The sequence below is a fragment of the Shewanella fidelis ATCC BAA-318 genome, assembly GCF_000518605.1.
GTDB lineage: Bacteria > Pseudomonadota > Gammaproteobacteria > Enterobacterales > Shewanellaceae > Shewanella > Shewanella fidelis.
Window position 1 is genome coordinate 241,063 of record NZ_KI912460.1, and the last position, 25,358, is coordinate 266,420.

The 25,358-nt window shown below is 40.4% G+C and carries 16 protein-coding genes and 1 pseudogene; 7 read left to right on the plus strand and 10 right to left on the minus strand.

Going from position 1 to position 25,358, the window contains the following annotated elements; genetic code table 11:
• Positions 1–1,313 precede the first annotated feature (1,313 nt).
• Positions 1,314–2,234, minus strand: a complete 921-nt coding sequence (locus L884_RS23325) for an RHS repeat domain-containing protein (protein ID WP_245603169.1) — start codon at positions 2,232–2,234, stop codon at positions 1,314–1,316.
• The gene (locus tag L884_RS0118945; RefSeq protein ID WP_028768967.1) at positions 2,224–6,468 is read right to left on the minus strand and encodes an RHS repeat domain-containing protein; all 4,245 of its coding nucleotides are present in this window, start codon (positions 6,466–6,468) and stop codon (positions 2,224–2,226) included. The genes L884_RS23325 and L884_RS0118945 overlap by 11 nt, the downstream gene beginning before the upstream one ends.
• 726 nt (positions 6,469–7,194) lie before the next feature.
• On the opposite strand from L884_RS0118945, the gene L884_RS0118950 reads away from it, so the two are divergent.
• The 3 genes from L884_RS0118950 to L884_RS0118960 all read left to right on the plus strand — a co-directional run bounded on the left by L884_RS0118950 (position 7,195) and on the right by L884_RS0118960 (position 9,718).
• Positions 7,195–7,602 (plus strand): LexA family protein, encoded by a 408-nt coding sequence (locus L884_RS0118950; protein WP_028768968.1) that lies wholly within the window; start codon positions 7,195–7,197, stop codon positions 7,600–7,602.
• A 2-nt stretch (positions 7,603–7,604) separates the two neighbouring features.
• Positions 7,605–8,858, plus strand: coding sequence for a Y-family DNA polymerase (locus L884_RS0118955; RefSeq protein WP_028768969.1), 1,254 nt, complete (start codon positions 7,605–7,607; stop codon positions 8,856–8,858).
• A 107-nt stretch (positions 8,859–8,965) separates the two neighbouring features.
• A complete protein-coding gene (locus L884_RS0118960) occupies positions 8,966–9,718 on the plus strand; it encodes an endonuclease (RefSeq protein ID WP_028768970.1) in 753 nt (250 codons plus the stop codon).
• Between the two features lie 241 nt (positions 9,719–9,959).
• Here L884_RS0118960 and L884_RS22400 read toward each other — a convergent pair whose 3' ends face one another.
• From L884_RS22400 to L884_RS0118980, 3 genes and pseudogenes are all read right to left on the minus strand, one after another.
• The gene (locus L884_RS22400; protein WP_037411200.1) at positions 9,960–10,601 is read right to left on the minus strand and encodes a DUF5677 domain-containing protein; all 642 of its coding nucleotides are present in this window, start codon (positions 10,599–10,601) and stop codon (positions 9,960–9,962) included.
• 895 nt (positions 10,602–11,496) lie between these two features.
• Positions 11,497–12,488 (minus strand): annotated as a pseudogene (locus tag L884_RS22405) (catalase family peroxidase).
• 366 nt (positions 12,489–12,854) lie between these two features.
• Positions 12,855–13,784, minus strand: a complete 930-nt coding sequence (locus L884_RS0118980; protein ID WP_028768972.1) for a PP2C family protein-serine/threonine phosphatase — start codon at positions 13,782–13,784, stop codon at positions 12,855–12,857.
• 278 nt (positions 13,785–14,062) lie between these two features.
• Here L884_RS0118980 and L884_RS22410 point away from each other — a divergent pair, with 278 nt between their 5' ends.
• The 4 genes from L884_RS22410 (at position 14,063) to L884_RS0119000 (ending at position 18,730) form a co-directional block, all read left to right on the plus strand.
• The gene (locus L884_RS22410; RefSeq protein ID WP_051435696.1) at positions 14,063–15,136 is read left to right on the plus strand and encodes an HlyD family secretion protein; all 1,074 of its coding nucleotides are present in this window, start codon (positions 14,063–14,065) and stop codon (positions 15,134–15,136) included.
• Between the two features lie 6 nt (positions 15,137–15,142).
• Positions 15,143–16,699: a DHA2 family efflux MFS transporter permease subunit gene (locus L884_RS0118990; RefSeq protein WP_037411202.1), complete on the plus strand. Its 1,557-nt coding sequence runs from the start codon at positions 15,143–15,145 to the stop codon at positions 16,697–16,699.
• 180 nt (positions 16,700–16,879) lie between these two features.
• Complete coding sequence (locus L884_RS0118995) at positions 16,880–17,524, plus strand: ParB N-terminal domain-containing protein (RefSeq protein WP_211239215.1); 645 nt, start codon at positions 16,880–16,882, stop codon at positions 17,522–17,524.
• Between the two features lie 3 nt (positions 17,525–17,527).
• Positions 17,528–18,730 (plus strand): DUF3440 domain-containing protein, encoded by a 1,203-nt coding sequence (locus L884_RS0119000; protein WP_028768975.1) that lies wholly within the window; start codon positions 17,528–17,530, stop codon positions 18,728–18,730.
• A gap of 82 nt (positions 18,731–18,812) precedes the next feature.
• On the opposite strand, the gene L884_RS0119005 is transcribed toward L884_RS0119000, so the two are convergent.
• From L884_RS0119005 to L884_RS0119025, 5 genes are read right to left on the minus strand one after another with little or no spacing between them, the layout of a single operon-like run.
• Complete coding sequence (locus tag L884_RS0119005; RefSeq protein WP_028768976.1) at positions 18,813–20,087, minus strand: fimbrial protein; 1,275 nt, start codon at positions 20,085–20,087, stop codon at positions 18,813–18,815.
• Between the two features lie 2 nt (positions 20,088–20,089).
• A complete protein-coding gene (locus L884_RS0119010; RefSeq protein WP_028768977.1) occupies positions 20,090–20,914 on the minus strand; it encodes a fimbrial biogenesis chaperone in 825 nt (274 codons plus the stop codon).
• On the minus strand, positions 20,907–23,507 hold the full coding sequence (locus tag L884_RS0119015; RefSeq protein WP_028768978.1) for a fimbria/pilus outer membrane usher protein: 2,601 nt from the start codon (positions 23,505–23,507) through the stop codon (positions 20,907–20,909). The genes L884_RS0119010 and L884_RS0119015 overlap by 8 nt, the downstream gene beginning before the upstream one ends.
• Entirely contained in the window at positions 23,504–24,265 is a 762-nt protein-coding gene (locus L884_RS0119020) for a fimbrial biogenesis chaperone (RefSeq protein ID WP_028768979.1), read from the minus strand. Before L884_RS0119020 ends, L884_RS0119015 begins: the two co-directional genes overlap by 4 nt.
• Before the next feature lie 60 nt (positions 24,266–24,325).
• Positions 24,326–24,868, minus strand: a complete 543-nt coding sequence (locus L884_RS0119025) for a fimbrial protein (RefSeq protein WP_028768980.1) — start codon at positions 24,866–24,868, stop codon at positions 24,326–24,328.
• Positions 24,869–25,358 lie beyond the last annotated feature (490 nt).

The following is a 25,358-nucleotide window of genomic DNA, read 5'->3' on the forward strand; positions in this document are numbered from 1 at the left end:
GATTGATTGTCATGCTGAATTGGGTGAAATTAACCGTTGCGCTGTGTGGCTACTTTTAAAGTTTGCTTAGCACAGTGCATCAGATTTCACGTAGCGCAACGTAAAGTCTGAGTTAAATTCCGAATTTACTGGCTGTTATAGGCGTAATAAACAAATCATTTGGTCTTAGGTAATCAGAACAAAACTGGCAGAAAACCAAGCTATATGTTTATTGCTGGCATAGCAAAGTCTTGCAACTGAATACGTCGCTTGCATTTACTTTGCTCATAACTGCTTAATACCGGTGGGTGTTGTCAGAGATATGATTGAGCAAGCATGGGATAACTGAGCTCCGTTTTCATGTACAGAGTAACCACTGATTACCAAGTGTTGGCTAAAGCTCTCAAGCAAAAGAACTTACAGTTAAACATTTTCTAACTAGATAACGAACACCATTGATAAGAAAAGTAGCACCATATTGAGCAATCAGATTAAAAGCTATGTAAGGTTTAAACATTCAAGCTGATAAGTAAGCCAACTGAATTTCAGTTTAGGTCGATAAACCAAGAAAAGGTTTAGTTGAGAGAAATGAGGCCATTCTTACGGTTAATTGCCACCTCAGACACTGACATACAATTATGCGTACAATGTATATTATGTTAAATAGAGTCCGTGGTTAACTAGCTCTTTCTATACTTATGGAAATTGTCAGATAATTTGAGAATCTCAGTCACGACTTTAGGATCTATTAGGTATCGATACTAACTATTGAGTCATCCTGTCGGTACATTTCTGGCTACGCCTTTATAAGCTTACTTGCTCTTTTAAATGCTGTTTCTCATTCATATCGCTTTGTTTGCTATCAACAGGACTAAGTTAAGCCCTAACTTCCACTGAATCATGGTTAAACTCGAGGCAAACATGAGTAACTGAACGGATTACATTGGAGACATGCTAACTCTAGTATCAGATTCTTCACTGAGCACTGAGTATTTATAGCCAAAGTGATAAGCGTTAAAACCGGAAACCTCGGCTTAAAATAACCTGCCTGAATTAATAAATTATTTCACTTAACCTATTAGCCCATATTTACTTAAGACATATAATGAAATGAAACCTATGAACAACCCTATGGCTCCTGTAATTATCATTTTTCGTACAAATAATTTATTCGGCTCATACCAGCTCTTCAGAAATATATGTGGAATTTGTAAAATCTCCATTTTCGTATAATCACTTTCCAGTTTTATTTTGTTCACTGAACTTGGAGCCAACAAAACCCCAATGAAAAGAGACAAAAAACATATACCTAACAAAACTAATATTATTATCATTTAATTACTTCCTCCTGTTAGTACCACACCTTTGTCTTCCTCTACAGCAATACCTACAATAGGTATATCAGCAGTTGCACCACCATTAACTCCCGGCCCGATAGAAAACTCTGCGCCAGTGGTTGTGCCACTAATATCTTGGCTAATTGCTCCCCCTGCTATTACAGCATTACCGCCAACTTGAACATCACTCATTCCATTCTGGACATCTGTAACGCCTTCTTTAGTCCAGTTAAAGCCAACACTACCAGTTAAACTAGTTTTAAAGAAAGACTTTACAAATTTTCCAACTGAAAACTTTGAATTCTTACCTGTTCTAGGATCTTGCTCTGTACCAATTTCACCACCAACAGTACCATCTATAGACAAACCAGCCCCATACTTCCCATTACCCGACATTCCCGGAAAGGAGAAGTTTGCTGAAATTTGAAACCCTTGAACAGAGTGGTCAATGCTATTTGGTACAAGTTCCATTACAGCAGGAATATTTAAAGTAACAGAAAAGGAAAGAGCTTCTTTTCCATCAGGATCAATATATTTATAAGGATTGTTATTCGCATACGCATAACGGTTAAAATTATGTACATTAGAGAAGCCTTTCGGATCATTCGAATAAAACCGCCCAATCAGTGGATCATAGTATCGTGCCTGCATATAGGTTAACCCTAGATCTTCATCTTGCAAGTGACCTGTATAACCTATACCCGCTTTTTCACCACCAAGACGCTTACCAAATGGTTCGTACACACTTCGGCTGATGACATTACCTGCTTCATCGGTTTCCATTACTGGTGTACCTAACATGTCGGTATGTTGATAACGTATGGTTTGAGCGGCCTCAAGAGGACTCGTCATTAAACATAAAATCAATAATAGTGTTGTTGATATATAGCGTATCCCAACATATTCATTAGTATTCATCGCCATTCCCCCCAATAATTGCTGTTTTAGTGGTTGAACCACCACGGCCAACACACGTTAAACTTGCTTGATACAAGGCTCCATCATTTCCAAAGCTAATACCCATTTGACTTGTGCCAGTTAAAATTTTATTAACTGAACCATTACGTAATATCTGACCAGAACAAGTTTCTGCTCCTTTAGTCGTCCATGACAATAAGTACCATTCAGGAAAATCAACAGGAGGCAAAGGCTCAAATTGTGATTGCTTATATGGAGAGGGATATATTGGAGTAATGCATCCTAAATTTTTTCTACAGCCTCTATCACCTCCAAGATTATGGGTCGAAAATTTAAGGTTAATACTGGGTTTAGCGATTGGTAATTCTGGAGGGGGCTGGTTAATATCTCCTATTAGATCTATTTCCGCAATGATTTGTTTACCTAAGTAAATGGTATCGGTCTTTTTTCCATTGGCTTTTTCACGATGTAACAGTTGCCCACCTTGGCTATATATACTGTAATCATTTTGTTTTTTTACTCGTCGATTATGACCGTCATAACGATAAGCCAACCCTTTGGCTGCCGTTAATTGATTAGCATGGTTAAAGTTTAAATTATAGCGACCATTATGGATAACATTACCTCGGGAGTCATAACGATAGCGGTAAGCATATGCACCAGTTAGCCTGTCTAATTGATTTAAATGGTTATAATTATAATTAATAACTGAACCACTTATACTGCGACTCGTGATATTCCCTAAGCCATCATAACGGTAATAACCTCTTCCCCATTTACCATCAGCAGATAGCAATCTATTGACGCCATCATAACGCATATTATCAATGTCATTACTGCGGTCAATCCAGTCAATAACACCTACAACGTTATCATTTAAGTCGTAACGTGGGTCTATATTGAGTTTATGTCTGGCCCCCTTGAAGTCTTTTATCTCATCAATACGCCCACTGGTATCCAAATTAATGTTACGGACAATGCCGTTACCATAAGTTAACTGCTTAATTGTCCCATTTGGATGATATTTAACATTGTTTGTATAGTTTACAGTACCTTCGTTCACCTTAGTTGGTTGACCAAGGGCATTAGGATAATAAGTTACTTTTCTTCCAGAAGGATATTTAAGTGATAATAGCGCTCCTAGATTGTTATACGTCCAGTCAAGCGAAAAACTTTTACCATCCATCGATAAAGTTTCTTCTTCCAACAAATTGATTGAGTTGTATTTGTACTCCCAAGTGATAGCGCTGTTACCGCTACCTGAATTTAATGAGGACAAGTTACCATTCAAATCATAAGAGTAATTTTTATTAAGGCTTGGTTCCGGAAAAAGCTCAGTTCTAAGTCTACCTAAATTATCATATTTCATAATGACTTTATGTGAGGCTGGGACTGATGATGCTGCACAGCTATCACTGCCCCCATTAGTCCCTTCTGCTCGCCATATTCTTTGGCCCTGAGCATTATAACCAAAAGCGGTTACCCCCGTTTCTGGTCGGTAGGTCTTACAGAGCTGCTGATGATTATCATACAAGTATTTCTCTGTGACCCCTTTTTGAGTAATACTCTTCACTTGTCCAAATTTGTTATAACTAATCTCTATATCGCTACTATCTGGCGCCTCAATTAAAGTGGGGGCATTAAAACTGGGATGACCATATGCGTAGTAAGTGCTAGTAGTGATGTTTTGATTAGCATCAGAGGTTTGTTTTCTATTACCACTTAAATATGTTATTTCTGTGCTAGAGTCATCGCTTTCTCGTTTTATAGCAGTTACACGCCCCAATGCGTCATATTTGGTTTCGACCCCCATCATATTGCTTGCGTTACCACTTGGGAAAGACTCTAGTGTTGGTTTGTTTTCAAAATCATATACTGTTTGTTGGTACCTAATTGTATCATCATTACTTTTATCCCTTTCTTTGGTTAAAGTAGGTCGTAATAATCCATCAAAATACCTAACTCGCTCATAATTCCCTTGAGTTACTGTTTGCTTTAATTGCCCAACAACAATTTCACTACCAGCAATACCATCGTCTGCATAATTAACTTGTGTATAGTTAATTAATTTATCGGTCCATTTATTGTCACCATAATCAATTTTAGTGAGCCAGCCGATTGGATTATAGTTATATGTAGTTTTGTGTCCTCTAAAATCGGTAATACTGCCTGTCGTACCATCGCCATTAATTGTTGACTTAGCAATCATTGTATTAGTTGTACTTCCATTAACCGTATTGCAAGCGTTTGGGGTAGCACAAGGCAATGTTATTTTGCGAGCGCGGCCCCTATAGTAATCTTCCAATTTAGAATACCTAAGTCCACTTGAGTCATAGTCAATTCTTTTGATATTTCCATCAGGATGATACTCGCTAAATGTGGCTTGAAGTTTACCGAATTTTTTCACTTGGTATAATAAAGAAGCGTGTGCACTCTCTGGTGAGTAGTAGCTATATTCAACATCGGGGAAACTGCCGACCCCAACAGTATCTTTACTTTTTAACTTAGATAGAACCCAATGTGTTCGGTCATTATCGTACTTTAGAGAATACCTAACATCTTCACCGTTATTGCTCGTTTCGGTTATTGAAAGAGGTTTGTCAAAAGAGTCAAATTTATTTATTTTCTTTTCAAAAATATCACCGCTCTGACTCGTTTTCGTTTTATTCAAAATTGCTGCATTAATATTTAAAAATGAATTACCTTCAACGTGAGTCACAGAACGACTGCCATACGTCCCAGAGCGTTTGTGACTATACTCGATTTGTCTTAATAAATGTCCACTCTTACTGTATACCTCCTCAGCGACCGTTGTACCTTCAAGATAGCTATAATGGTCCCGATTAATATAATGTATGGTTTTATCTTGATTAGGTGACGTTATCGTTGTTGTTTTAGTTAAATGTCTATCAACATTGCTAGGGACTGGAGATGGAATTTTATATCCTTCAGGAATAGCATTCCCTGCTTTAAACTGTCTTAACCCAGAACGCCAAGACGATGAGTAATCATACTCCCATACAAACTCTTCTTTGCCAGTCTTTATTTTTTTCTTCACTAAACTATATGTTTTATAACAAGGCGCGAGAAAACCCCAAGCATAATCTCGAGCTTTATTTTGGAATCGCTCTTCAAAGCTAAATTCACCGACAGCACCATCAGGGTGTTTAACTCTCATCGTTCCTGAAAGCTGTGAAAACAAGATACATGGTGGGTTTGATGCTCCTCCATCTAGAAGTTCGTCAGACGGCCAAGCATCTATTTGATATAGGTTATACTCCCATTTCTTACCATCTGGTCTAGTAATAACCCCATTATTATAAATCCACTTTTGTTGATAACTGTTAGTAGAATCAGTTGCTAGGACTGTTTTCTCTTGCCCATTATAATGTACCTCAATTCTCCGACCATCATTACTCGAAATAGATTTTAATCCTTTTTTTGAATATTTATAGTTTAGACGATTGCCAAACCTATCCTCAATTTTTGATACATATATTCCAGTATGCTCTCTAAAATGAGGGCTATCAGGTAAAACGACCATAAATGCACCCTCTACATTTAGTGATTTTTCAGGTGTTACTCCATCGCCGTTATTAAAATAGTAAATATGACCATTAGGTAAATTAACTTTAAACCCTTCTCTTCCATGCTCTGAGTAACAGCTCACAATCCATTTATTTCGGGTGATAAAGCGGTACTCGCTAGTTGACTTACCGATAGAACCATTATTGAATAACAATGCTTCAGAGCCGATACCTGGGATAACAATTCTTGGCGTTGTATGAAATGCTCGGCTAGCTTCTTCATCTATGCCATCTCTGGATTTTTGTATATTTCCACTACAGAACTTTCCAAGTTGCCAGTCGGTAGGTAATGATGATTTTTTTGTTACATGGCTATATGCAGAAAACGCTTCAATTCTTGGAATATTTTCTTCCCAGCCTAAGGAGTCTGGCATATACGTTTGATAAAAAGTTCTATAGGACATATCTAAATTAGAATTGCCAGGAATGACAGCATCCCGCCTTTCAAACCTCAATGTGCCATTGTAAAGGCTCAGGTTTTCTCCAAAAAGATCGGATTTATAGCTATTAAGTTCATAATTTATATTTTGGTTGTCTGTATAGTTCCTTAAATAGTCCATTTGAGATTGATAAGCTTCATCGGCTTGCGCAGACGAACAGCTTATTAGTAAAAAAGTGAGCCAACTGCACTTTCTTAGCAGTATCATAAACCTATCCTTGTTATTGATTTTTTACATATTAAAGAAACATGTAATTAAGTAGGCGCTATATGAACATTTATAGGTGTCAACCTCAAAGAGATTTACACAACTTACAAATAATCAAGAGTTATTTGACCTACGATCCAAATATCTAGTAAACCTTTAAAAGAGGTAAGCTATAGGTTCACGGTCATCCACTTAGTGCCAATTGTAAAGGAGTGTCGTCAAGGTGTTATTTATAAGTTTTACTAATTAAAATTTCACCAATTTAATTCTGTGTTGTCATATAGGCGAAACTAATAAAGGGACATTTCCTAGTTAGAAACCAAACTCTATAACCTAATGATTACTCCAATTACCCAGTGTAGATGCGGCTGAAGCCGTCGAAAACATGGATGTTTTCGTTGAGCCTACACGGACGTACTTGGGGCGATCGACAGCGATTCAGCTACAAGCTCAAACCAGCTACCCCGTAGCAACAAGCACAAAAAAATGTAATCAGCCTTCATTCCAAGGCTAACCAATTTGAGGGCAAAAGTGACTCAGCGCAGACTCGCTGACTCAAAAGTAGAAAGACATGGCCGAAAATTTATGCTGACTAATTTTGTGCAAAACGTCTTCGTCTTATACGCCCTATTCCGCGACGTTTAGCCTGAGAAGCTGCAAACTTTATTGTGACTATCAATGAAAAACCGCTATACTGTATAAATATACAGTTTTCGTTGTTTTTGAATGAATATTATCCCAATTTTGGCCAGTGCAGGTATCACAGGTTTTGAATCTCCTGCTACCGATTATAGACAGCTTCCACTTAGCCTTGATGAGTTATTGATTGAGCACCCAAGCTCAACATTCATCGGACTCGCCAATGGTGACTCCATGGAAGGCGTTGGTATTTTTGATGGCGATATCTTGATTGTTGATAGGCATGTTGATGTGCGCAATCAAGACATTATCGTTGCTAACTACAATGGCGCATTTGTGTGCAAGATTATCGATAAAGTAAACCGACTGCTTTTGTCTGCCAACGAAGCACACATGAGCACGCCTATCCTTGAACACGATACCTTTAGTGTTGAAGGCGTGGTTATACGCTCAATACGCTGTCATCGTAAAAGCCCTATTCTTGAGAATGATTAACCATGTATGCGCTTGTCGATGCCAATTCTTTCTATTGCAGTGCTGAACAGGTTTTTAGGCCAGAATGGCGTAACCGCCCTATCATTGTGTTGAGTAATAATGATGGTTGTATTGTTGCGGCCAATAGATTGGCGAAAGAAGCGGGCATTAAAAAGTTCGGTCCTTACTTTGAAGCAAAAAGGCTGTGTGAGCAAAAAGGTATTATCGCGTTGTCTTCAAACTATGAGCTTTACGGCTCTTTATCTGCATCTATGATGGAGGTGATTGGCCGTTTTGCCCCACAGCAGCATATCTACAGTATTGACGAGTCTTTTTTATCGTTTAAGCACTGCTACCCCGCTATACCTTGCCTAACCGAGCACGCATTAAAACTTAGGCGAGCCGTTTGGAAAGAAACGAGGTTGCCTGTTTGTGTTGGAATTGGTGAGACACTTACCTTAGCCAAAGTCGCTAATCATGCTGCAAAAAAACTCCCTGGTTATAATGGCGTTTGCGCCATTACTAACAATGAGCAACGTTCAACAATTTTAAAAACCATGAAAACCAATGATGTCTGGGGCGTTGGTAGCCGCATAGCCAAAAGGCTTGCTACAATGAACATTCACAATGCCTATGCCTTGTCACAAATGAAAGCCGGCATCGCCAGAAAGCAATTCAGTATTGAACTTGAACGAACGGTACGAGAACTAAACGGCGAAGTGTGCAAGACTTGGGATGAAGCAAGAGCTGACAAGAAACAGATATTTTCAACTCGCAGTGTTGGCAACAGAGTGACTGATTTGCCTTCATTATGCCAAGCGTTAAGTAAACACGCTTCAACTGCAGCCGCTAAAGCAAGAACTCAAGGTTCACTGTGCAAAAGCATGCTGGTGTTTGCGTCAAACTCACCTTTTGACGAACAACCGAACGGGTTTAAATATCTGCACCATTTTGCATACCCAACAAATGACACTTGCGAACTCATTGAGGCAGCAACTCAGGCTGCAATGGTTAGATTCAATCCCACTATTCGTTATTACAAAATCGGGGTTGGACTGATTAACTTGTGCAGTGAAGCCAATCTGCAAGGCGATTTATTCGAGGGAGGTAGAAATCCAAGCAAGATGTTGGTGCTGGATAAAATCAACGCCAAGTACGGTACTGACACCTTGTTTCTCGCTGCCCAAGGTATATCGCAAAAATGGGGGATGCGCAGAGAAATGCTGACGCCGCAATACACTACACGCTGGAAAGACATTCCTTTGATTAAATGTTAATCAAAGTAGATTCTGATTAATTAAGTTTAATTAAATCGCGCTGATTTCAACTGTAAACCCACTGATAGTTAAGGCAAAATCAGCCAAACTATTTTCATCAGAACCTTATGAATATCCGTACACTCTCTATCGCTATTGCAGCACTGCTGCCCTTAACTACGTTTGCCCAGTCTGGCGAAGGCAATACAACCATAAAGTCATTTAATAAAGCAAAGAAAACACTCGAACGTAAAGTTTATTACGACCATCGTGTAACGCTTTATTGTAATGCAGAGTTTGATAGCAAGAAAAACATCAAACTTCCTCGTGGATTTGCAACTGAAAAGCACGTTAAGCGTGCCAAAAGAGTTGAATGGGAACATGTTGTTCCTGCAGAAAACTTTGGCCGAACCTTTTCAGAGTGGCGTGATGGCCACCCTAATTGTGTAAATAACAAAGGCAAAAACTTCAAAGGCCGTAAATGTGCCGAGAAAGTAAATCACGATTACCGTTTAATGCAATCTGATTTATATAACTTGTATCCAGCGGTAGGCGCAGTGAACGCTACCAGAGCTAACTACAACTTTGCAATGCTTCCCTCTTCTGGTTCGAGCTTTGGTAGTTGCGAAGTAAAGGTTCATGATAGAAAAGTTGAGCCGACAATTGGCTCAAGAGGCAGAATCGCAAGAACCTATTTGTATATGGAGCAAGCATACCCACGATACAAAATGAGTAAACAACAAAAGCAGCTAATGACCGCTTGGGACAAGCAATTCCCCGTGAGCAAATGGGAATGTAAACGAGCCGAGCGCATTGAGAAGATTCAAAAAAACAGAAACAATATTGTTTACTCTCGATGTGAAACTATGGGTTACAACTAGAGTAGAAGTCGTAGCCATTTTATAGGTGGCTACGACTTAACTTGTGTTTAGGCAGAAATTGGTAAGAGTCAAAGCTTTTAAGTAGATGACTCTTATTAGGAAAAGTATTGCAATCAGGTATCCAGTAACGCCCGATTAAGTAGCCCGAAACGCACAACGATAGTTTCTGCATAGCACCATAACCACAGAGATATCTGCAAACCAAAAATGCCACACGTTAAGGGGCTGCTTGAATTGCTTGTTATAAAGCTTTGCTGAACTTATCGAGTATCTTTTGTGGGTACTCAAGCGTAGCTTTATCTACCCCAAAGAATTCTAAACTGTCTCGAATAGAAAGAGCTGCCAAGTTTATTGCTTGTTCGAAAAATTGAAGTAACTTTTCATCATCGTAGGCTGATCCCAGTAAAACTTGGGAATCTTTCGAGTTACTCTCGATTAAAGCACCTACATTGCCGTGTGCGTACATTGACAACATCGAATAGTAGCCATTATACAATTCAACTAAATCAGCTTTTTTGAAGCGATCCCACACGGAGAGCTTTTTACCTAACTTTCTGTATTCTGCCGCTTTATCACTTTCAATATGTTTTTGAAGCTCGTAAAGCCGTTGGTATTGAGCTTTTGTCATAGCCTCAGGATAACTTTTGTCTTTAATGCAACATTGGAGATCTGCGAAAGTTTCTAATGCAGAGCGTAAAACTATAGGGACTGATGATATTCGATGATTATTTAAAAGAACTACAGCATCTAAGCATAGTTCCGTAACCCTAATTGCTAATGCAATGATGTACTTTTCCTGTAGATTGTCGTGAACTAACGATGCGAATTTCTCATCTCGAAATTGCAATAGTCCAACCCAATCATCTACTTTATTTGAACTCATTATCTACCTTGCTTTATAACAGTATATTAGGCTCAATTCCCAATAAGAACGGTTTCTTAATAAGAACAGCTCGCCAATACTTTAATCACTCAAGACTAACAGCAAACCAGTATGTTAACAATTGGTTAGAACACGGAGAGAATCGGTTCCTTGTTTTTTATCTGAGTAAAACAAAGAACCTCCTGCAGTGCTTAAAGTGTAATATTCACACAGGAAGAAAAAGTCACTAGGCTCAGCCTATGCGATGATTCAGGGGGATAAGTGAGTCAGCGAAGTTCACGCTTACACGACAATGACAGAATTTATTTATAACCGATAAAAAACAGTCGGCCTTAGCGTAAATAGTGAGGTCTGGTGAAGGTCCTAGAACAGTTAACTGGTTGCGTAGTTCCTTTGGACTATTACCGAGTTTAATGCTTTAGGGTATATTAAAAAAAAATCTGCAAAGCGATTCACTGTTAACTATTAGCGATACCCTTATGAAGATACTCTATAAGACATACCGAGAAATAATACTGATAGCCGTATTGATGCTGTTGTTATACATAAGGGAGTTTGATTTTTCTGATGTTAACGTGTGGATAGTTATTTTATTTAGCGCTGCTGTATCCCTCTGGTTGTATTTTTTACTAGAATATAAAATAACAAACCTTTATCTAATCTACTTGATCACCTTTATTTTTTTAATATCTGCTGACTATACAGGTCTAAATACTGTTTATCTTGTCCTTATTGTGCAAACTGTAATTTTACTTTGTCTAAAAATTAAGACGATAATAATTGAAAAACACAACATATTAAACAGCAGTTCTGAGGAGTAGTTGAACTCATCATTCATATTAAACCGCTGCCCTATTCGCCCTATATTTGTCTAAGGCGAATAGGTTTTAGATCATTACTGGCGGCGGATAAATGATTCAATATACGCGGGAGTTCGCGCATTTAAGATAGGATCTGCGGATGGTTTGATCCCCTGTGGTAACAATACTGGATTGAATATTCCTTTGTCACACTGCATGGTTGCAGTTTCACTATCGCTGCGCCCATCAATCACCACTTGCCCCACTAAAAGACGCTCGCGTGATTCTGGCCACAAAACAGTAGGATCGTTAATTTCATCACTTGGTTCAGCGAATTTAATGTACAGATCCCAGGTTGCAGGCTTTTGTTGGATCCGAGTTAACATTTCTTGTTTTAGAAAGTCGCTTGGTAATGCCTCAAGTTGAGTTTGGCTAAGGTTAATAACGCCATCAACAGGTTCAAAACTCCAACGGCCGGGCTTAATATCACCATTATTGGCACTAAACAAAAAACTGTTAACCCCAAAATAGCGACTATTGGCAAAACTGGCACTTGGCTGCAAGGTGTTGATGAAATCAAAAAACGCTTTAGCATTAGGCTGATTTTCCACAAGCCATTGCTTACCTTCAGCTCCCTGCTTCACCTTTGTTTGAAAATTAAAAAACTCTTCTAAGTTACTGGCAAAAAATACCGGAGAGTTTGTGGTTACAAAATTAAGACTTTCCTTGTCTCCGTCAATCTTAAGCGACATAAAGCGCCCAGCACCTTTATCCGATGCGTGAGGGTTCGTTCCCCCAAGTGAGAAACGGGCAGTAATAGGAATTTCTGCTTGCTTAAAAAAAGGAATGGCTAACGAGTCTTGCAATTTAGGGTTAGGAATAAATGCCCTGACGTGCAAAACCCTTTGGCATGATTGCGCAACTTTACTTTTTTCCCTGCCTCGCGGCTAGTAAGATCCGGTGTTCCATTGACAGCATCAACCAGTTCAGCACTGGTTTTATCAGCAGCGAAAACAAAAGATGAAAAGACGCTAAAACCCGTGATTAAACAGGTTTTAATGGCTAAAGATAAGACGGATGAATGCATGGTAGTTCCTTTATAAAACAGCTAAAAAAATAGAGAGACTGTTGAACGTAAACGTCCTTTAAAATCGGTTCCCGCAGCTTTTAAAAGCGGTACACGACACGCAGTAAGTATGCTTAACTTATTGCTTTAATTGTGTTTAATTAAAATCAATTGAACTTCAATTAAACCCCAAGGAATAAGACAGGAGAAAACAACAAAATATTTCAATGTGCTGGTGGTTAAAAAAAGGAATGCGCTATGTTGGCTTGTTCTTTAGTTAGCAATTGGTATTTAGGTTAAGCTTGATGATAAAGGTTTGGCTAAGGTGTTGCTGACGTAACTAAAATTTTGCTACGTCAGTAATACAGTTATTTCGTTTTAATGAGCTTAAATTCTGACTATTGGATCCAACGTGTCTAGCGCTGTAACACCAATAAAATGGATCTCACCAAATGCGTCAGTGAGTTTCACGGTTCCAATTGGGATCGCAGTTTCTTCAGTGTTGGCAAAAATCTTTAATACATCATTAGCAATTAATATTGAGGTATTATCGTAACCGCCGCACCATTTAGATACATCAATAATTCTTGTGCATAGCTCTGCTGCCGAAAAACGTTGATTAAGGATCTGTTTAAAGGTACTCGCCTCAATGTAATGCGCGCCATCAGAAGTCAAAATTAACCGTTTAATTTGACGAATTTTTGGAAACTTAACTAGCTGTGGCTTTAGGTCTGCGCCCACGCCAATAAATTGCAACAAGCCTTTACTTAAATGTACGCCAGCGGCGTCTGCATTTTGGCCTGCAAAGGTATCATCTATCGAATATTGTTTGATGCCATGGGATAGATTGGCATAAATTCGGCTGTCACCGACATTGATAGCTTCAAACTGCCCTTCACTATCTAAGATAAAAGCAGATAAGGTTGCACCGCCATTGCCACTGTATTGCGAGTAAACATCATTATTAGCATCTTCAGCCGCAGTGATTAGCCGCTCGCCAATTGGCATTAATTGATTTTTGATACAGCTTGTTAGAAATGACGCAATGCTTAAACTTGCGCAATCTGCGCCTGATGCCATGCCGCCCATACCATCACACAGCACACCTATGATAAAAGATTTAGCTGCCGACACTTGGACTTGCACACAAACAACACGATCTTGGTTTTCAGGTCTAATATTGCCTACGTCACTGGCCATAGCGACTGACGAGTTAAGTAACTCACGTACCGCGCCTGATTCGATAGGTCGATTTAGCCACAACTGAATATGTTGTTTTATTGCCTCTTGTTCCATAGTGTAATTCTTATCTGCCATAACCTTATATTGTCGCTCAATATAACTCACCACACAGGTTTATGGTATCGCTAAGCATCAGGCTAAAGTGGTTTCTGATTAGAACGCCCTCACCGTTTATCAATTTGTGAAAGTTTCTTCGTTTATAAGGCAATCATTTTGCAGTTTATTTTCAACGAGTACTGGCAGCGTTGGTCAGAGTCTACTATTTGTTATTAATGACAATTATTAGTAACTCAACCATTGTCGTTAAAGAGTCTTAGTGTGAGTCAGAATAATAAAGCTAAATGGTAACAATAATGAGCGAAACAGGCGGCAAAACCTCAATTCTTAGAAATGTATCGGTTGCAAGTGTACTTTTGGCGGCAGTTATTGCATTAAGCTATTGGTATATTCAACATCAAAAACATTACCCCAGCACCGATGATGCATATGTTCATGCGGATATTATTTACGTTGCACCACAGGTAAGTGGCAAAGTTATTTCGGTTAATACAACAGATTACCAACAGGTCAATAAAGGTGATTTATTAGTACAAATTGATCCAGCACCATTTCAAGCAAAGCTTGACGAGGCACAAGCCGCCTACTCAATAGCTTTACAAAATAATGCAGCTTCTGACGATGCGATTTTAGCCGCCAGTGCTAATGTCCGAAGCGCTGTTGCGCAGTTAAGTGATGCTCAAGCCACTTTTAAACGTATTAAGCAGCTTGTTGCAAAATCACTACTGCCTGCACAAGATCTGGATGATGCTAAAGCAAAGCAGGCTACCGCCGAAGAAAATGTTATTGCTGCAAGAGCGACTATGTCACAGCTAATTAAAGCGCAGGGGGCTCAAGGCGATGCTGCTCCTGATGTTAGAAAAGCTGCAGCAGCCTTAAGCCAAGCAAGTTTGTCGCTGTCATACACTAATATTTTTGCTCCACACACAGGTAAGTTAGGTAAATTGGCGGTGCATGCAGGAAGTGTCGTATCCCCAGGGCAAGCACTAGTGCCTTTGGTCGCTGATAACACCTATTGGTTGCAAGCAAACTTTAAAGAAACTCAGCTTGAAAGATTGCAAGTAGGCTTACCCGCGGATATCCGCTTAGATCTCTATTCATCAGTAGATTATAACGGTGTTATTGAAGCCATATCGCCAGCAAGTGGTGCTTCATTCTCATTATTGCCACCTGAAAATGCGACAGGTAACTGGGTTAAAGTGCCACAACGTTTTGCAGTATTAATACGACTTACAAATGAAAATCAACATCCGAAGTTTCCAATGCGTGTCGGCGCAAGTGCAGAGGTAACGATAAACACCTTGGCTTCAATAGATTCAACGCCTGCAGATATTGATAGCAAATCCAAGAAAGCGACGCCTAACAAGTAGCTGACTATGGCAAATGAAAATCAAATTACAGCCCAATCAGATCTGGCAAAAAATACAGTAGATGGCAACAGTACAGTACTGAGTGAAGCTAATCGTAGGTTAGTTACTTTGGCGGTGATGCTATCAGCAATCATGGTATTGCTTGATATGACGATAGCGAATGTAGCCCTGCCCCATATGATGGGGGCATTAGGGGTGACATCTGATCAAGTTACTTGGGTGTTAACTTCATATTCTATGGCAGAGGCGATATTTATCCCATTAGCGAGTTTTCTGGCGCTCAAATTTGGGATCCGTCAGTTATTATTGTTTTCAGTCAGTGGTTTTATCATTAGCTCTGCGTTATGTGGCCAAGCAGATACTATAACTGAAATGGTTACCTTCAGAGTGATGCAAGGAGCATTTGGCGCATCCGTTATCCCACTATCCCAATCTATTATGGTGCAAATTTATCCGTCAGAGCAGCGTGGTAAAGCTATGGCACTCTTTAGTGTAGGGGTGCTACTCGGACCAATTTTAGGGCCGACGCTAGGTGGGGTCATTACCGAAAACATGGATTGGCGTTGGATTTTTTACGTTAATCTGCCCATTGGCGCTATTTGTCTAACGTTAATTTTTGTATTCGTTAAGCTTAGTGGCAAAGGAAAACCTAAAATTGACTGGCCCATTGTTATAGCGATGACCATAGGAATTGGCCTATTACAAATGGTACTTGATCGCGGAAATGATGAATCATGGTTTGAATCAAATACCATACTATTCGCGACAATTATCAGCATAATTTCGATTGTTTTTTTTGTCGCACGTTCATTTATGACTAAAAGTGAAATAGCTCCAGTTTGGCTATTACGGGATCGAAATCTGGCTATGTCTTGTCTGGTCATGGCGGGTTTTTCGATGGGGATGTTTGGTATTACCCAGCTACAACCTATGATGTTAGAGCAGTTATTGAATTATCCGGTTGATACTACAGGCTTTGCAATGGCGCCGAGAGGCCTAACCTCAGCATTTGTGCTGATAGCAATGGCAAGTTATATGGATAAAGTAGACGCCAGAGTGTTGATTGTTATTGGATTATCACTAAATGCCTTAGGTACCTATCTAATGACACACTATACCTTAGAAATTAATATCTATTGGGTATTACTACCCAGTATTATTCAGGGAGCTGGTATGGGATTAGTATTTGCGCCATTGAGTCAGTTGGCTTATGCCAGCTTATCTCCTAAAGATACTGTCGGTGGCGCAGTAATATTTAATTTGTGTCGAACTATAGGCGGTTCGTTTGGGATCTCGATTGTTAATACCTATTTTACACGCATTAAACAACAAGAATGGAACCAACTTGGTGGAGCTTTATCACCAAGTAACCCTGTTTTACAAAATGCTGCACATGCTCAAGGCGTTGAGATCACTAATCCAGAATTTATCAGTCAGTTACAAACGATGTTACTACAGCAGTCAACGCTATTGGCATTTGTGTACACTTTTGGATTTTTATTAATTTCATATTTATGTTTAATCCCGCTACTGGCCTTATTTAAACCTAAAAGGCTTGCTTAATTTAAGTAACAGCCTTTCTTCGGTAATTTAGTTAATCTCCATGCTATTGCCAGTTGTTGAATATTTGCGAAAATTAATAATATTAAAGAGTTTAAATCTTTTAATAACTATTAATTTGTCATGGTTATGTGGCTACAAATACCATGAACCTTATTATAAATATTTGTAATAGCAGGGTTTATGGAAGAAAAGCTTATTCAAGAAGAAGTAAACGAAATTCGTCGGGTGTTGAACAAGCTAGGAATGCCGGGATTTAAACTCACAGATGGTGACAAAGTACGGATATATAATGAAGTCTCAGCCATGCTGTACAAGTTTGTATCAATAAAACACCCAGTTTTAAACGTTCAACTGGTAGAAAGAGATAACGTACTCAACAACGACTTTAACCCCAACAAAGTCGCGCCACCCGAATACAAACTACTCAAGCACTCAATTTTAACAGACGGGGTAACCATGCCCGTTGTTGTAGGCTCGCCTGATCTAAGTGGTTATGTAGAGATTATTGACGGTTATCACCGCAGCAAATTAGTTCGCGAGCATACCGAGATTGCTGACTCTCTAAAAAACTACATACCGGTTGTTGCCATAGAAAGAAAAAAAGAGGAGCGGATTTCTGCATCTGTTCGCCACAACATGGCTAGAGGTGCCCATCAGGTAGAACTCACTGCCAACTTGGTGATTAAGCTCAAAGGAGCACGTTGGTCAGACGAGAAAATAGGAACAGAGCTAGGCATGGATCCTGATGAAGTGCTGAGAATGCAGCAACTAACCGGTCTGGCTGAAGCATTTGCTGATAGAAAGTACTCAAAGGCATGGGAATAGAAGATGAAAAAGTCCATAGGATTAAATGTGTTTGAGGCTGCAACAGAGCGAATGAATATTATTCTGGATGAGTTTGATCATCTGTTTGTTTCTTTCTCCGGCGGTAAGGACTCAGCTGTACTGTTAAATCTTGCTATTGAGGTTGCTAAGGCGCGTAACCAGTTACCAATTGACGTGCTCATTATTGATATGGAGGCGCAATATCAACATACGGTTGAGTTAATCAACCATATGGTAGATAGAAAAGAAGTCAACGCCTACTGGATCTGTTTGCCGTTAAGTTTGCGTAACGCGATTAGTCAGTTTCAGCCCAAGTGGATTTGCTGGGATCCTAAAGAAAAAGATAAATGGCTTAGGCCGATGCCGCAACATGCCTCAGTGATTTCGGATATTAACTACTTTAACTTTTTCTATTTTGGAATGGAGTTTGAAGATTTTGTCGATGAGTTCAGCCTTTGGTATCAGGCTAAGCATGGAGGTAAAGTCGCTTGTTTAATCGGCATTAGAGCCGACGAGTCACTAAACCGTTATAAAACCATTAAAAATCGTAATAAAGAAAAATATCAACAATACTTCTGGACCACTAAAGTGACCTCTGAAGTTTATAAGGGTTATCCTATTTACGATTGGAAAACTGAAGACGTATGGGCTGCAAATGGTAAGAATCATTGGAATTACAACCATATATATGATCTGATGCATAAAGCTGGAGTCCCTTTGAGCTTACAACGATTATGTCAACCATTCGGCGATGATCAAAGAAAAGGCTTATGGCTTTACCAAATCCTAGAGCCTCATACATGGGAAAAGCTTGTTCAAAGAGTTAATGGTTGTAACTTTGGTGCCAGATACAGTAAAGATCAGGGACGAATTCTCGGCTATTATCGTTTTGAGCTACCAGCAGGACACACTTATAAGTCCTATAGCAAGTTTCTGCTTAATAGCATGCCACCGCATATGGCAAGCCATTATCGAGAACGCATTTTTAAGTTTTTACTGTGGTGGAAAAATAATGGTAAAGCTCAAGGGATCTGGCGAATTAATGATTTCGAAGATAAAAAATTAGAGGCGAAACTAAAAGTGCCAAGTTGGCGTCGAATATGTAAAGTACTGATAAAAAATGATTACTGGTGTCGAGGGTTGTCTTTTGCACCTTCGAAGAAGATATCTCAAAGACATTTAGAGAGCTATAACAAATACCTATAAACTTATTTTGAGTTTTAAACCAGTTAAATGGGATTGTACTTCTGTTAAGGCGGTTTGTTGCCAGCAAACCACCTTAACCTTGCTAGTTTATTCTAATAAATACTCTAGCGGTCGCTTGAACCGTTCCTGCTGTAGCTGTTTCTCCGGGCAAGGCTTCAAGAGTGGCTAAAAAACTTCGGCTCCAAACAGTGGTAGTGCCACTTACACTTGGTGCTCCCCCCACTGCGGAATACCAACCGTCAGGGTTACCACCGCCCATAACTAATTCATTGGTCGCCAAATTAATATCCGTGGTGGTATCAAGGTCGGTAATTCTAATTCCCACACCTTTTGCCGAGCCGGGGTTACTCACATATCCATTGTCTAAAAGGTGCGTTACCCCACTGCCGCCACCAACATTTATCCCAACAGAGGGCGCGGCAGCAACCGTTTCTGCACCAACTTTAAAGGCATATGAAAACTCTCCAGCACTCACCCCCGGTGAATAACTGTTTTCACATTGGTAGCTTAAGTTAAAGCTTTGCGTATCATCGCCCCCAGAGTTCAATGTACTTGCCGACATAGACGCAAAGGTAACGCTAGGTGTCACCGTTAAAAATACGCAGTGGGGCTCCCTACGGATTGTTAACCCCTGATTATGTAATGCAATCGACCCCGGCCAGTCATCATACCAGCCGTGATATACTGATTGCGAATCGTCTCCTGCATTGATGAGCGAGGTCCAAAGTCCAGGCCCTTTAAAAGCGAGAAAGCCAAAGCTATTACTGTAGTTATAAATTGCATCGGTAAAAGACCAACCTTCGGTAGTCGGCACCTTGATGAGCTCAGCCTTTATGGTGGCGAAGTTTTTGGCTTTTACAAGAATATTGCCGCTACCATCGGTATCAAGCCCTGTTAGGGGGCGTTCTTTCCAATATCTCGAGAAGTATTGTCCCGTGCCTAGATGGGTAATACGGGCAACGGTGTTTATTAGTGCAGTTCGGTAACCGCCCGGTATGCCGTATGCTAATCCATCTTCTTGCCTCCCAGCCATATCAACACCGCCATCGGTGGCATACAGCTCATAAAGGCTGCCTGCATCAACTGCATCGCAAATGTATAAAATTAACTCAGGATCATAGCCCCCAGCGCGGCCAAATTGGGTCATCGGAGCCGTTGTTTCAGCAATAACAGTACCAGTTGGCTGTAAAGGGCTAGAAACGGCTGCAACATTAATGCTTGTAGGCCAACCCATAGCCCCTGGGGAGCCATCCCCCGGAGCGCTCCAACTTTGGCGAACGCAGGTCGCATTGGCGTTAACCGCGCTCAAAGAAAGCATGATACATAAAAGGTATTTACACCTTACTGTGCCGCTCATGGTTAACCTCCCTGCTCGCTAATAACTGCAGTGCCTATATTTACTGGTGCATTCATCACTATGGTTTTACCCTCATCGTTAATAACGCGGTATTCAACCGTTTCAATACAACTTGCTTGTATGTCAGCATCTAAGCTGATGGCTTTCTTTGCATAGGGCTTAAGCACATCGTTAATCATTATCTTTTGCCCACAACTGCCCAAGAGCTGTAGCTGCTTGAGACTCAGGTGATAGGCGGTTGGATTGTGCAGTTGTAATATTGGTGCTGCTTGTTTTCTTGTTACTAAGAGAAATGTGATTTGCTTGAATGCGGCGTCATTATTGGGTTTTATTGATGTAGGCCGAACAAACACCTTGTATTGCACCTGCATAGCGATGGCCATAACCTGCTCGGTCATAGCTTGCTCAGCCGAAGTCTGTTTTTCAAATGGCGGCTGCTCAAGTACATTCAGCCACAGCAGTGACTCTCTATCATCTGGTAAGCCCTCGGTAATGCCAGCATCAATCAGTTTCGCTGTGGTCACTTCTTTAGGGTTAAGCTGCACTATCGGTGGGCTGACGATTAATGGCGCTGTTGTTGACTCAGGAGTCGCACTCATGTCTCCTGAGTCCAGCCACAAACTGACAATAACCGGATAAGCGTTGTGATTAACTAGCCGAAATTGCGCACTTTTAGTGCCAACAATATAGACAAATCGAGATTTATCTAGGCCTACGCCAGCAAATAACGGCTGGGGGAACCATGCACTCAAGAGCACAAATATCAGCATTATGTGGCAGTATTGTTGACCGCCCAGCTTTGCTTCAATTAATGATAACTTACTCACAGCTCAGCTCCTGTTTATGCATCTTGTTAGGAGTTGATGCGCTAATAACATAATCGGCGCGACAAGTGTTATCAGCCCAACTGAGATGTAAGCGGCCTTGAGGTTGTTGTAAACGGATATAGCCCTGTCCGCCTTGGCCCACATAACCAAGGGTGACGGCTTGCTGGTCTTTAATCACCGCCCCCAGTGGCGGTATTTCACCATTAGCCAGACGTATTTTAAATAATGCGCTAATGCCGCTTTTGGCTACAAAGTCGAGTGTCACCGCTGAGCCTGCAATCGGCACGATACTACGGCCATTATCAATCAGCTCCACATCGCTATCTAGGCCATTGGTATCTACCGTAATCACGTTAGGCGAAAATGCTGACAACTGGTTGATGACCCCATAACCATTACTATCAATTTTAGCGCCGCTAAAGCCCACCTTGGCGCCTTGTGCCTTTTTCGCTTCAACAATAGCGAAACTTTCACCTAGGGTATTGGTCATATTGACCCCACCGCCGTGGGCGACAAACGCGCCTCTTGCGCCAACGTTAACTTGATAAGAATGGTCTGAACTGCTGGCGCCGGCATTGAACTGCACATGGTCAAATTGCTTAGATGCGTTGACGCCAAACCTGCGATTACTTTGGTGTTCGGCCAAGGTTTCATAATTAACATTGACGCTATAAACAGGATCTTGATGGTTTCTGGGTAAATGGGTTAAGGTGCCGTTATAGCTTTCACCATTATTGCTTGAGGTTGAAATCCCTGCACTCGACAAAAAACGTTTACCGTGGAAATTAAACGGCACAGACAGGGTCAACATAAACTGCTCATCATCTTGCATTGCTAAATAACCATCAAATTGACGTAGGTATGATAGGTTGTAACTCACCTCTCTCCATGAGTTGGAATAGCCAATTTGTAATTGTTTACTTGTTGGTCGATTATCTCGATACTGGGTCAAGCTACCATTGAGAACCAGTTGACCATATTGCTGTAATTGCTGGCTGATATTCACTGACGCATAGGTTTTTTGCCTCGTTGAATAATCGCTGTAACGGCCGGCTTCGACTAAATTTAACGCCTGTGACTTTTCCTTCTCATTGAGACTTTGTTGCAAGTCTCTGTAGCCTTCAGTGGAGTACCAAAAACTGGCTAAGGCGATATTAGTGCCAAAGTTAAAGCTCTTACTGTAATCCAGCCCCAGCTTCCATCCAGACTCATTGTCTTCAGCTAAGTTTGAGTTTGAATAGATCCCAGTAATACCAAAAGCGCCAAAACTTGAGCCCAACACCGCACCGCTAGATAAGGCATAGTAATCACGAGAGGCTCTGCCGCCCGCATTAAGGCTTAACCAGTTGTTTATGCCTCTGGCGTAATAAGCATCGATTAAATAAGGTGAGCTACCTATAGTATCAGTCAATTTACCGATAGAGAGCTCATAGCGGTCAACACCAGGCCTTAACGAATCGGGCGTGGCAGAAAAAGGCACACTGTAGTTGGCTGTTTGTCCATCATCGCCCATGATTTCTACCCGTAAATCACCGTAAGCTCTGGTGGGGGTTAAATCACTGATTTCAAATGGGCCTGCAGGTACTGTGACTTGGTAAATGGTGACGTTTTTTTGTTTAACGGTCACCGTGGATGGTCTTACTGCGATCCCGGTTATGACAGGCGCATAGCTTCTTGTAAAATAAGGCCTCATGCGCGGCTCTGACTTAAGTTGCACGCCGACAAATGCTGAACTACCAAAATGGCTATTGCTACTGTAGCTATCACCTATTCTCAAATAGCTGTCTAATTCAGGAATGATGGTTTGCAGATAAGTTTGGTAGCCGCTCCAATCAACATCCGTGTTTTGATTAGCTTTTGTCAGGGTTAACGTAGCTCTGTGCCTAAGTTGAAAACGACCTAAGTTAATACCGCTACTTAAGCCTAAATAGCCATTGCTATGCCAGCTACTTACAGACTTCATTCTTGAGCTATAAAGATTAACGTCATAGTTAATAAATCCAGCGTTACTGCCGTAATTCCACTGGGCGCGGTTATCGTCTTTTATTGGTTCAATCAACGCCAGTTGAGGAATATTGATATCAAGGGCCAATTGATTAAGGTTGGCGGTCAGCTCAACACCTTCTGGGAGTTGACTTAAATCGGTGCAGTTACTACCAGCACCACTTTTTATCAGCGCATCACGATAGTATTGCTTTAGTTTAAGCTGAGTGCTCTGCCAAAATTCAATGGGTAAACAAGGGCCAAGGCTACCATCTTGTTGTTTTGAAAATGAGACAGTTTGATTGGTTTTAAACACCCGTTGATTAACGATGATATCAACTAAATAGTCCCCTGCAGCCGAAGCGCCGCCGTCTATAAACCCGGTATAATCAATACCAAAGCCAGTTGCACTTAAGATTTGCGGGTCAAAAATATACTCAGGCGTATGACTTTGGCTGGCTGAACTCATCATGATAACTTCATCTTCGAGCTGCTCTGCCTCTTGGTTTTCGGCCGCAACAAGGCTCAGAGGAAAAGCCACTGATGCTAAAGTTAATATTGCGCTAACCATGACGCCAATACGTTGAGTTGGAACCGCATTATTCATCATTGCGTTTCCTCTAGATTGACAAGCGCTTCAAACTGACTCCTGCCTCCCTGATCATTAATTAAGGTGAATTCTATTTCTGAACTAGCCAGTTGATCTTGTGGGGGCAGCAACAGTGATAAACTTGACCAGGGCGCAAGCATCTCTTTCGGCACTAAATCACGTTTAACCTTAGAGGTGTTGCTGTAAGTTAACTTAGGAATAGTGACAAAAAATGGACTGTTATTTTTAAGTACTAATGCTGAGCTGCCGTCCGCTGCCTTGTTTAGGCTAAACTTGATATTTTTAACCACATCATCAATGTGGTAGCCGCTAAATTCTGGCCGGTAAAACAGTTTTAATGTGTGTTTTTGGGTAATGACTAGCTGATTATTTGTTTCACCTTCTGTTTGCGCCAATGGCGGAATCACTAAAAAGTGAAAATAAAATAGTGACTCCCTATCGCTTGGTAACTCTGAGCCGGTATAAACGATTTTGACTTGTTGACCTTGTTTATTGTTTAGCTTAAAAACAGGGGGCGAGACAAAAAATTGCGCATCATCTTGATAGTCGACATCACCTATTTGGTGGGTTTGTGTTACCCAAACTTGAACCATGCTAGGTGTGACATCTAATGTATTGATAAAGACATTGCTACTATGAGTTTTAGCCAACATCACCAGCCTAGACTTATTAGCAACCACGGCAGCATCAACATAATTTGTATAAACAACTAACATTAAACCGATGATTAATTTGCCCATATACAGATAGTTGTGCATCACGCCTCCCTGCGAATCTGACTTTACTTACTGGCTAAAAAATAGATAGTTAATAAATACTTAGTAATAAGTAATGGCATAATTCACCGTGGCGATAACCGTACCAGCCGTAGCACTACCTAGATCAGAACGATATTTTGCTTGGTAGACTTCACTACCCGAGGTAACAGGTGCCGTTATCATAAAGGCACTGGCATCTTGATAACTACCAGAGCTAAAATCGAAGTTTGCTCCACCATCCTTAGTTAGGGCCACTGCAACATTGCCAGCCGTACCAGTATTTAACAGGTTTCCGACACCATTATCCATGCCTGTAAATACCATTCCTGCAGTAAAATTAACGCTACCATCACAGCCATTAATATTGACAGTAAACTCGGTAACGCCAGCCTCTGAGCCAAAACTAGCTAGATCAGCTGTAGATACCGTAGGCATTAACACCACGGGGCTAGCAGCATCTCCATTAATATCTACTGCACAGGTATTAGCGTTGACTTCTCCTATAAAAGTAATGTCGTTTGGAGCGGCATAACTAGTTACTGGTAGTAACCCTGTTGAGGCCACCGTTAAACAAATAAACGAAAGCTTTGTTAAGTTCTTCATATATCCACCATCTGGTTAAATTAAGGTTTAGTTATCTACCTAAACAATTAAATAGAGGTCTTATAACTGCTAGATAGGCATAAATTGCAACCTAAATCGCTGCTCTTTTAATTTAAGATTTCCGAGGTATCGTTCGTATAGTAAAATGTTGTTATAAGTTGTTAATTATCCTAATTTCCATTTGATGGTCAGTTAATGGCTTTGGATTTTTTCGCCAAATTTGCTTGTGTCTGATTGCTAGTTTTGTGGTAGAGGACTGTTCATCTACACCGGTGTAGAACATTTGAAATGCATTTAATATGTCGTGTTATAACGGGTAATAGTCACCCTTTAAAAGTGTATTTTTGTATAAACTAATCACATTAATTATTACTCTTGTATTGATGTGCTTTTAATAAATTATTAATGATATTAATAATAAATAACTATTAATTTGTTGAAATTCAGCCTCCGAGTCAGATAGTTTAATAATTACAGCGCTTTAAATGAA

Coding starts and splice junctions, on each gene's coding strand:
- L884_RS0119005 (WP_028768976.1), bottom strand. CDS start 20,087: ATGAGCGGCACAGTAAGGTGTAAATACCTTTTATGTATCATGCTTTCT.
- L884_RS0118990 (WP_037411202.1), top strand. CDS start 15,143: ATGGCAAATGAAAATCAAATTACAGCCCAATCAGATCTGGCAAAAAAT.
- L884_RS0118955 (WP_028768969.1), top strand. CDS start 7,605: ATGTATGCGCTTGTCGATGCCAATTCTTTCTATTGCAGTGCTGAACAG.
- L884_RS22410 (WP_051435696.1), top strand. CDS start 14,063: ATGAGCGAAACAGGCGGCAAAACCTCAATTCTTAGAAATGTATCGGTT.
- L884_RS0118995 (WP_211239215.1), top strand. CDS start 16,880: ATGGAAGAAAAGCTTATTCAAGAAGAAGTAAACGAAATTCGTCGGGTG.
- L884_RS0118960 (WP_028768970.1), top strand. CDS start 8,966: ATGAATATCCGTACACTCTCTATCGCTATTGCAGCACTGCTGCCCTTA.
- L884_RS0119000 (WP_028768975.1), top strand. CDS start 17,528: ATGAAAAAGTCCATAGGATTAAATGTGTTTGAGGCTGCAACAGAGCGA.
- L884_RS0118945 (WP_028768967.1), bottom strand. CDS start 6,468: ATGATACTGCTAAGAAAGTGCAGTTGGCTCACTTTTTTACTAATAAGC.
- L884_RS0119015 (WP_028768978.1), bottom strand. CDS start 23,507: ATGATGAATAATGCGGTTCCAACTCAACGTATTGGCGTCATGGTTAGC.
- L884_RS0118980 (WP_028768972.1), bottom strand. CDS start 13,784: ATGGCAGATAAGAATTACACTATGGAACAAGAGGCAATAAAACAACAT.
- L884_RS0119025 (WP_028768980.1), bottom strand. CDS start 24,868: ATGAAGAACTTAACAAAGCTTTCGTTTATTTGTTTAACGGTGGCCTCA.
- L884_RS22400 (WP_037411200.1), bottom strand. CDS start 10,601: ATGAGTTCAAATAAAGTAGATGATTGGGTTGGACTATTGCAATTTCGA.
- L884_RS23325 (WP_245603169.1), bottom strand. CDS start 2,234: ATGAATACTAATGAATATGTTGGGATACGCTATATATCAACAACACTA.
- L884_RS0119020 (WP_028768979.1), bottom strand. CDS start 24,265: ATGCACAACTATCTGTATATGGGCAAATTAATCATCGGTTTAATGTTA.
- L884_RS0118950 (WP_028768968.1), top strand. CDS start 7,195: ATGAATATTATCCCAATTTTGGCCAGTGCAGGTATCACAGGTTTTGAA.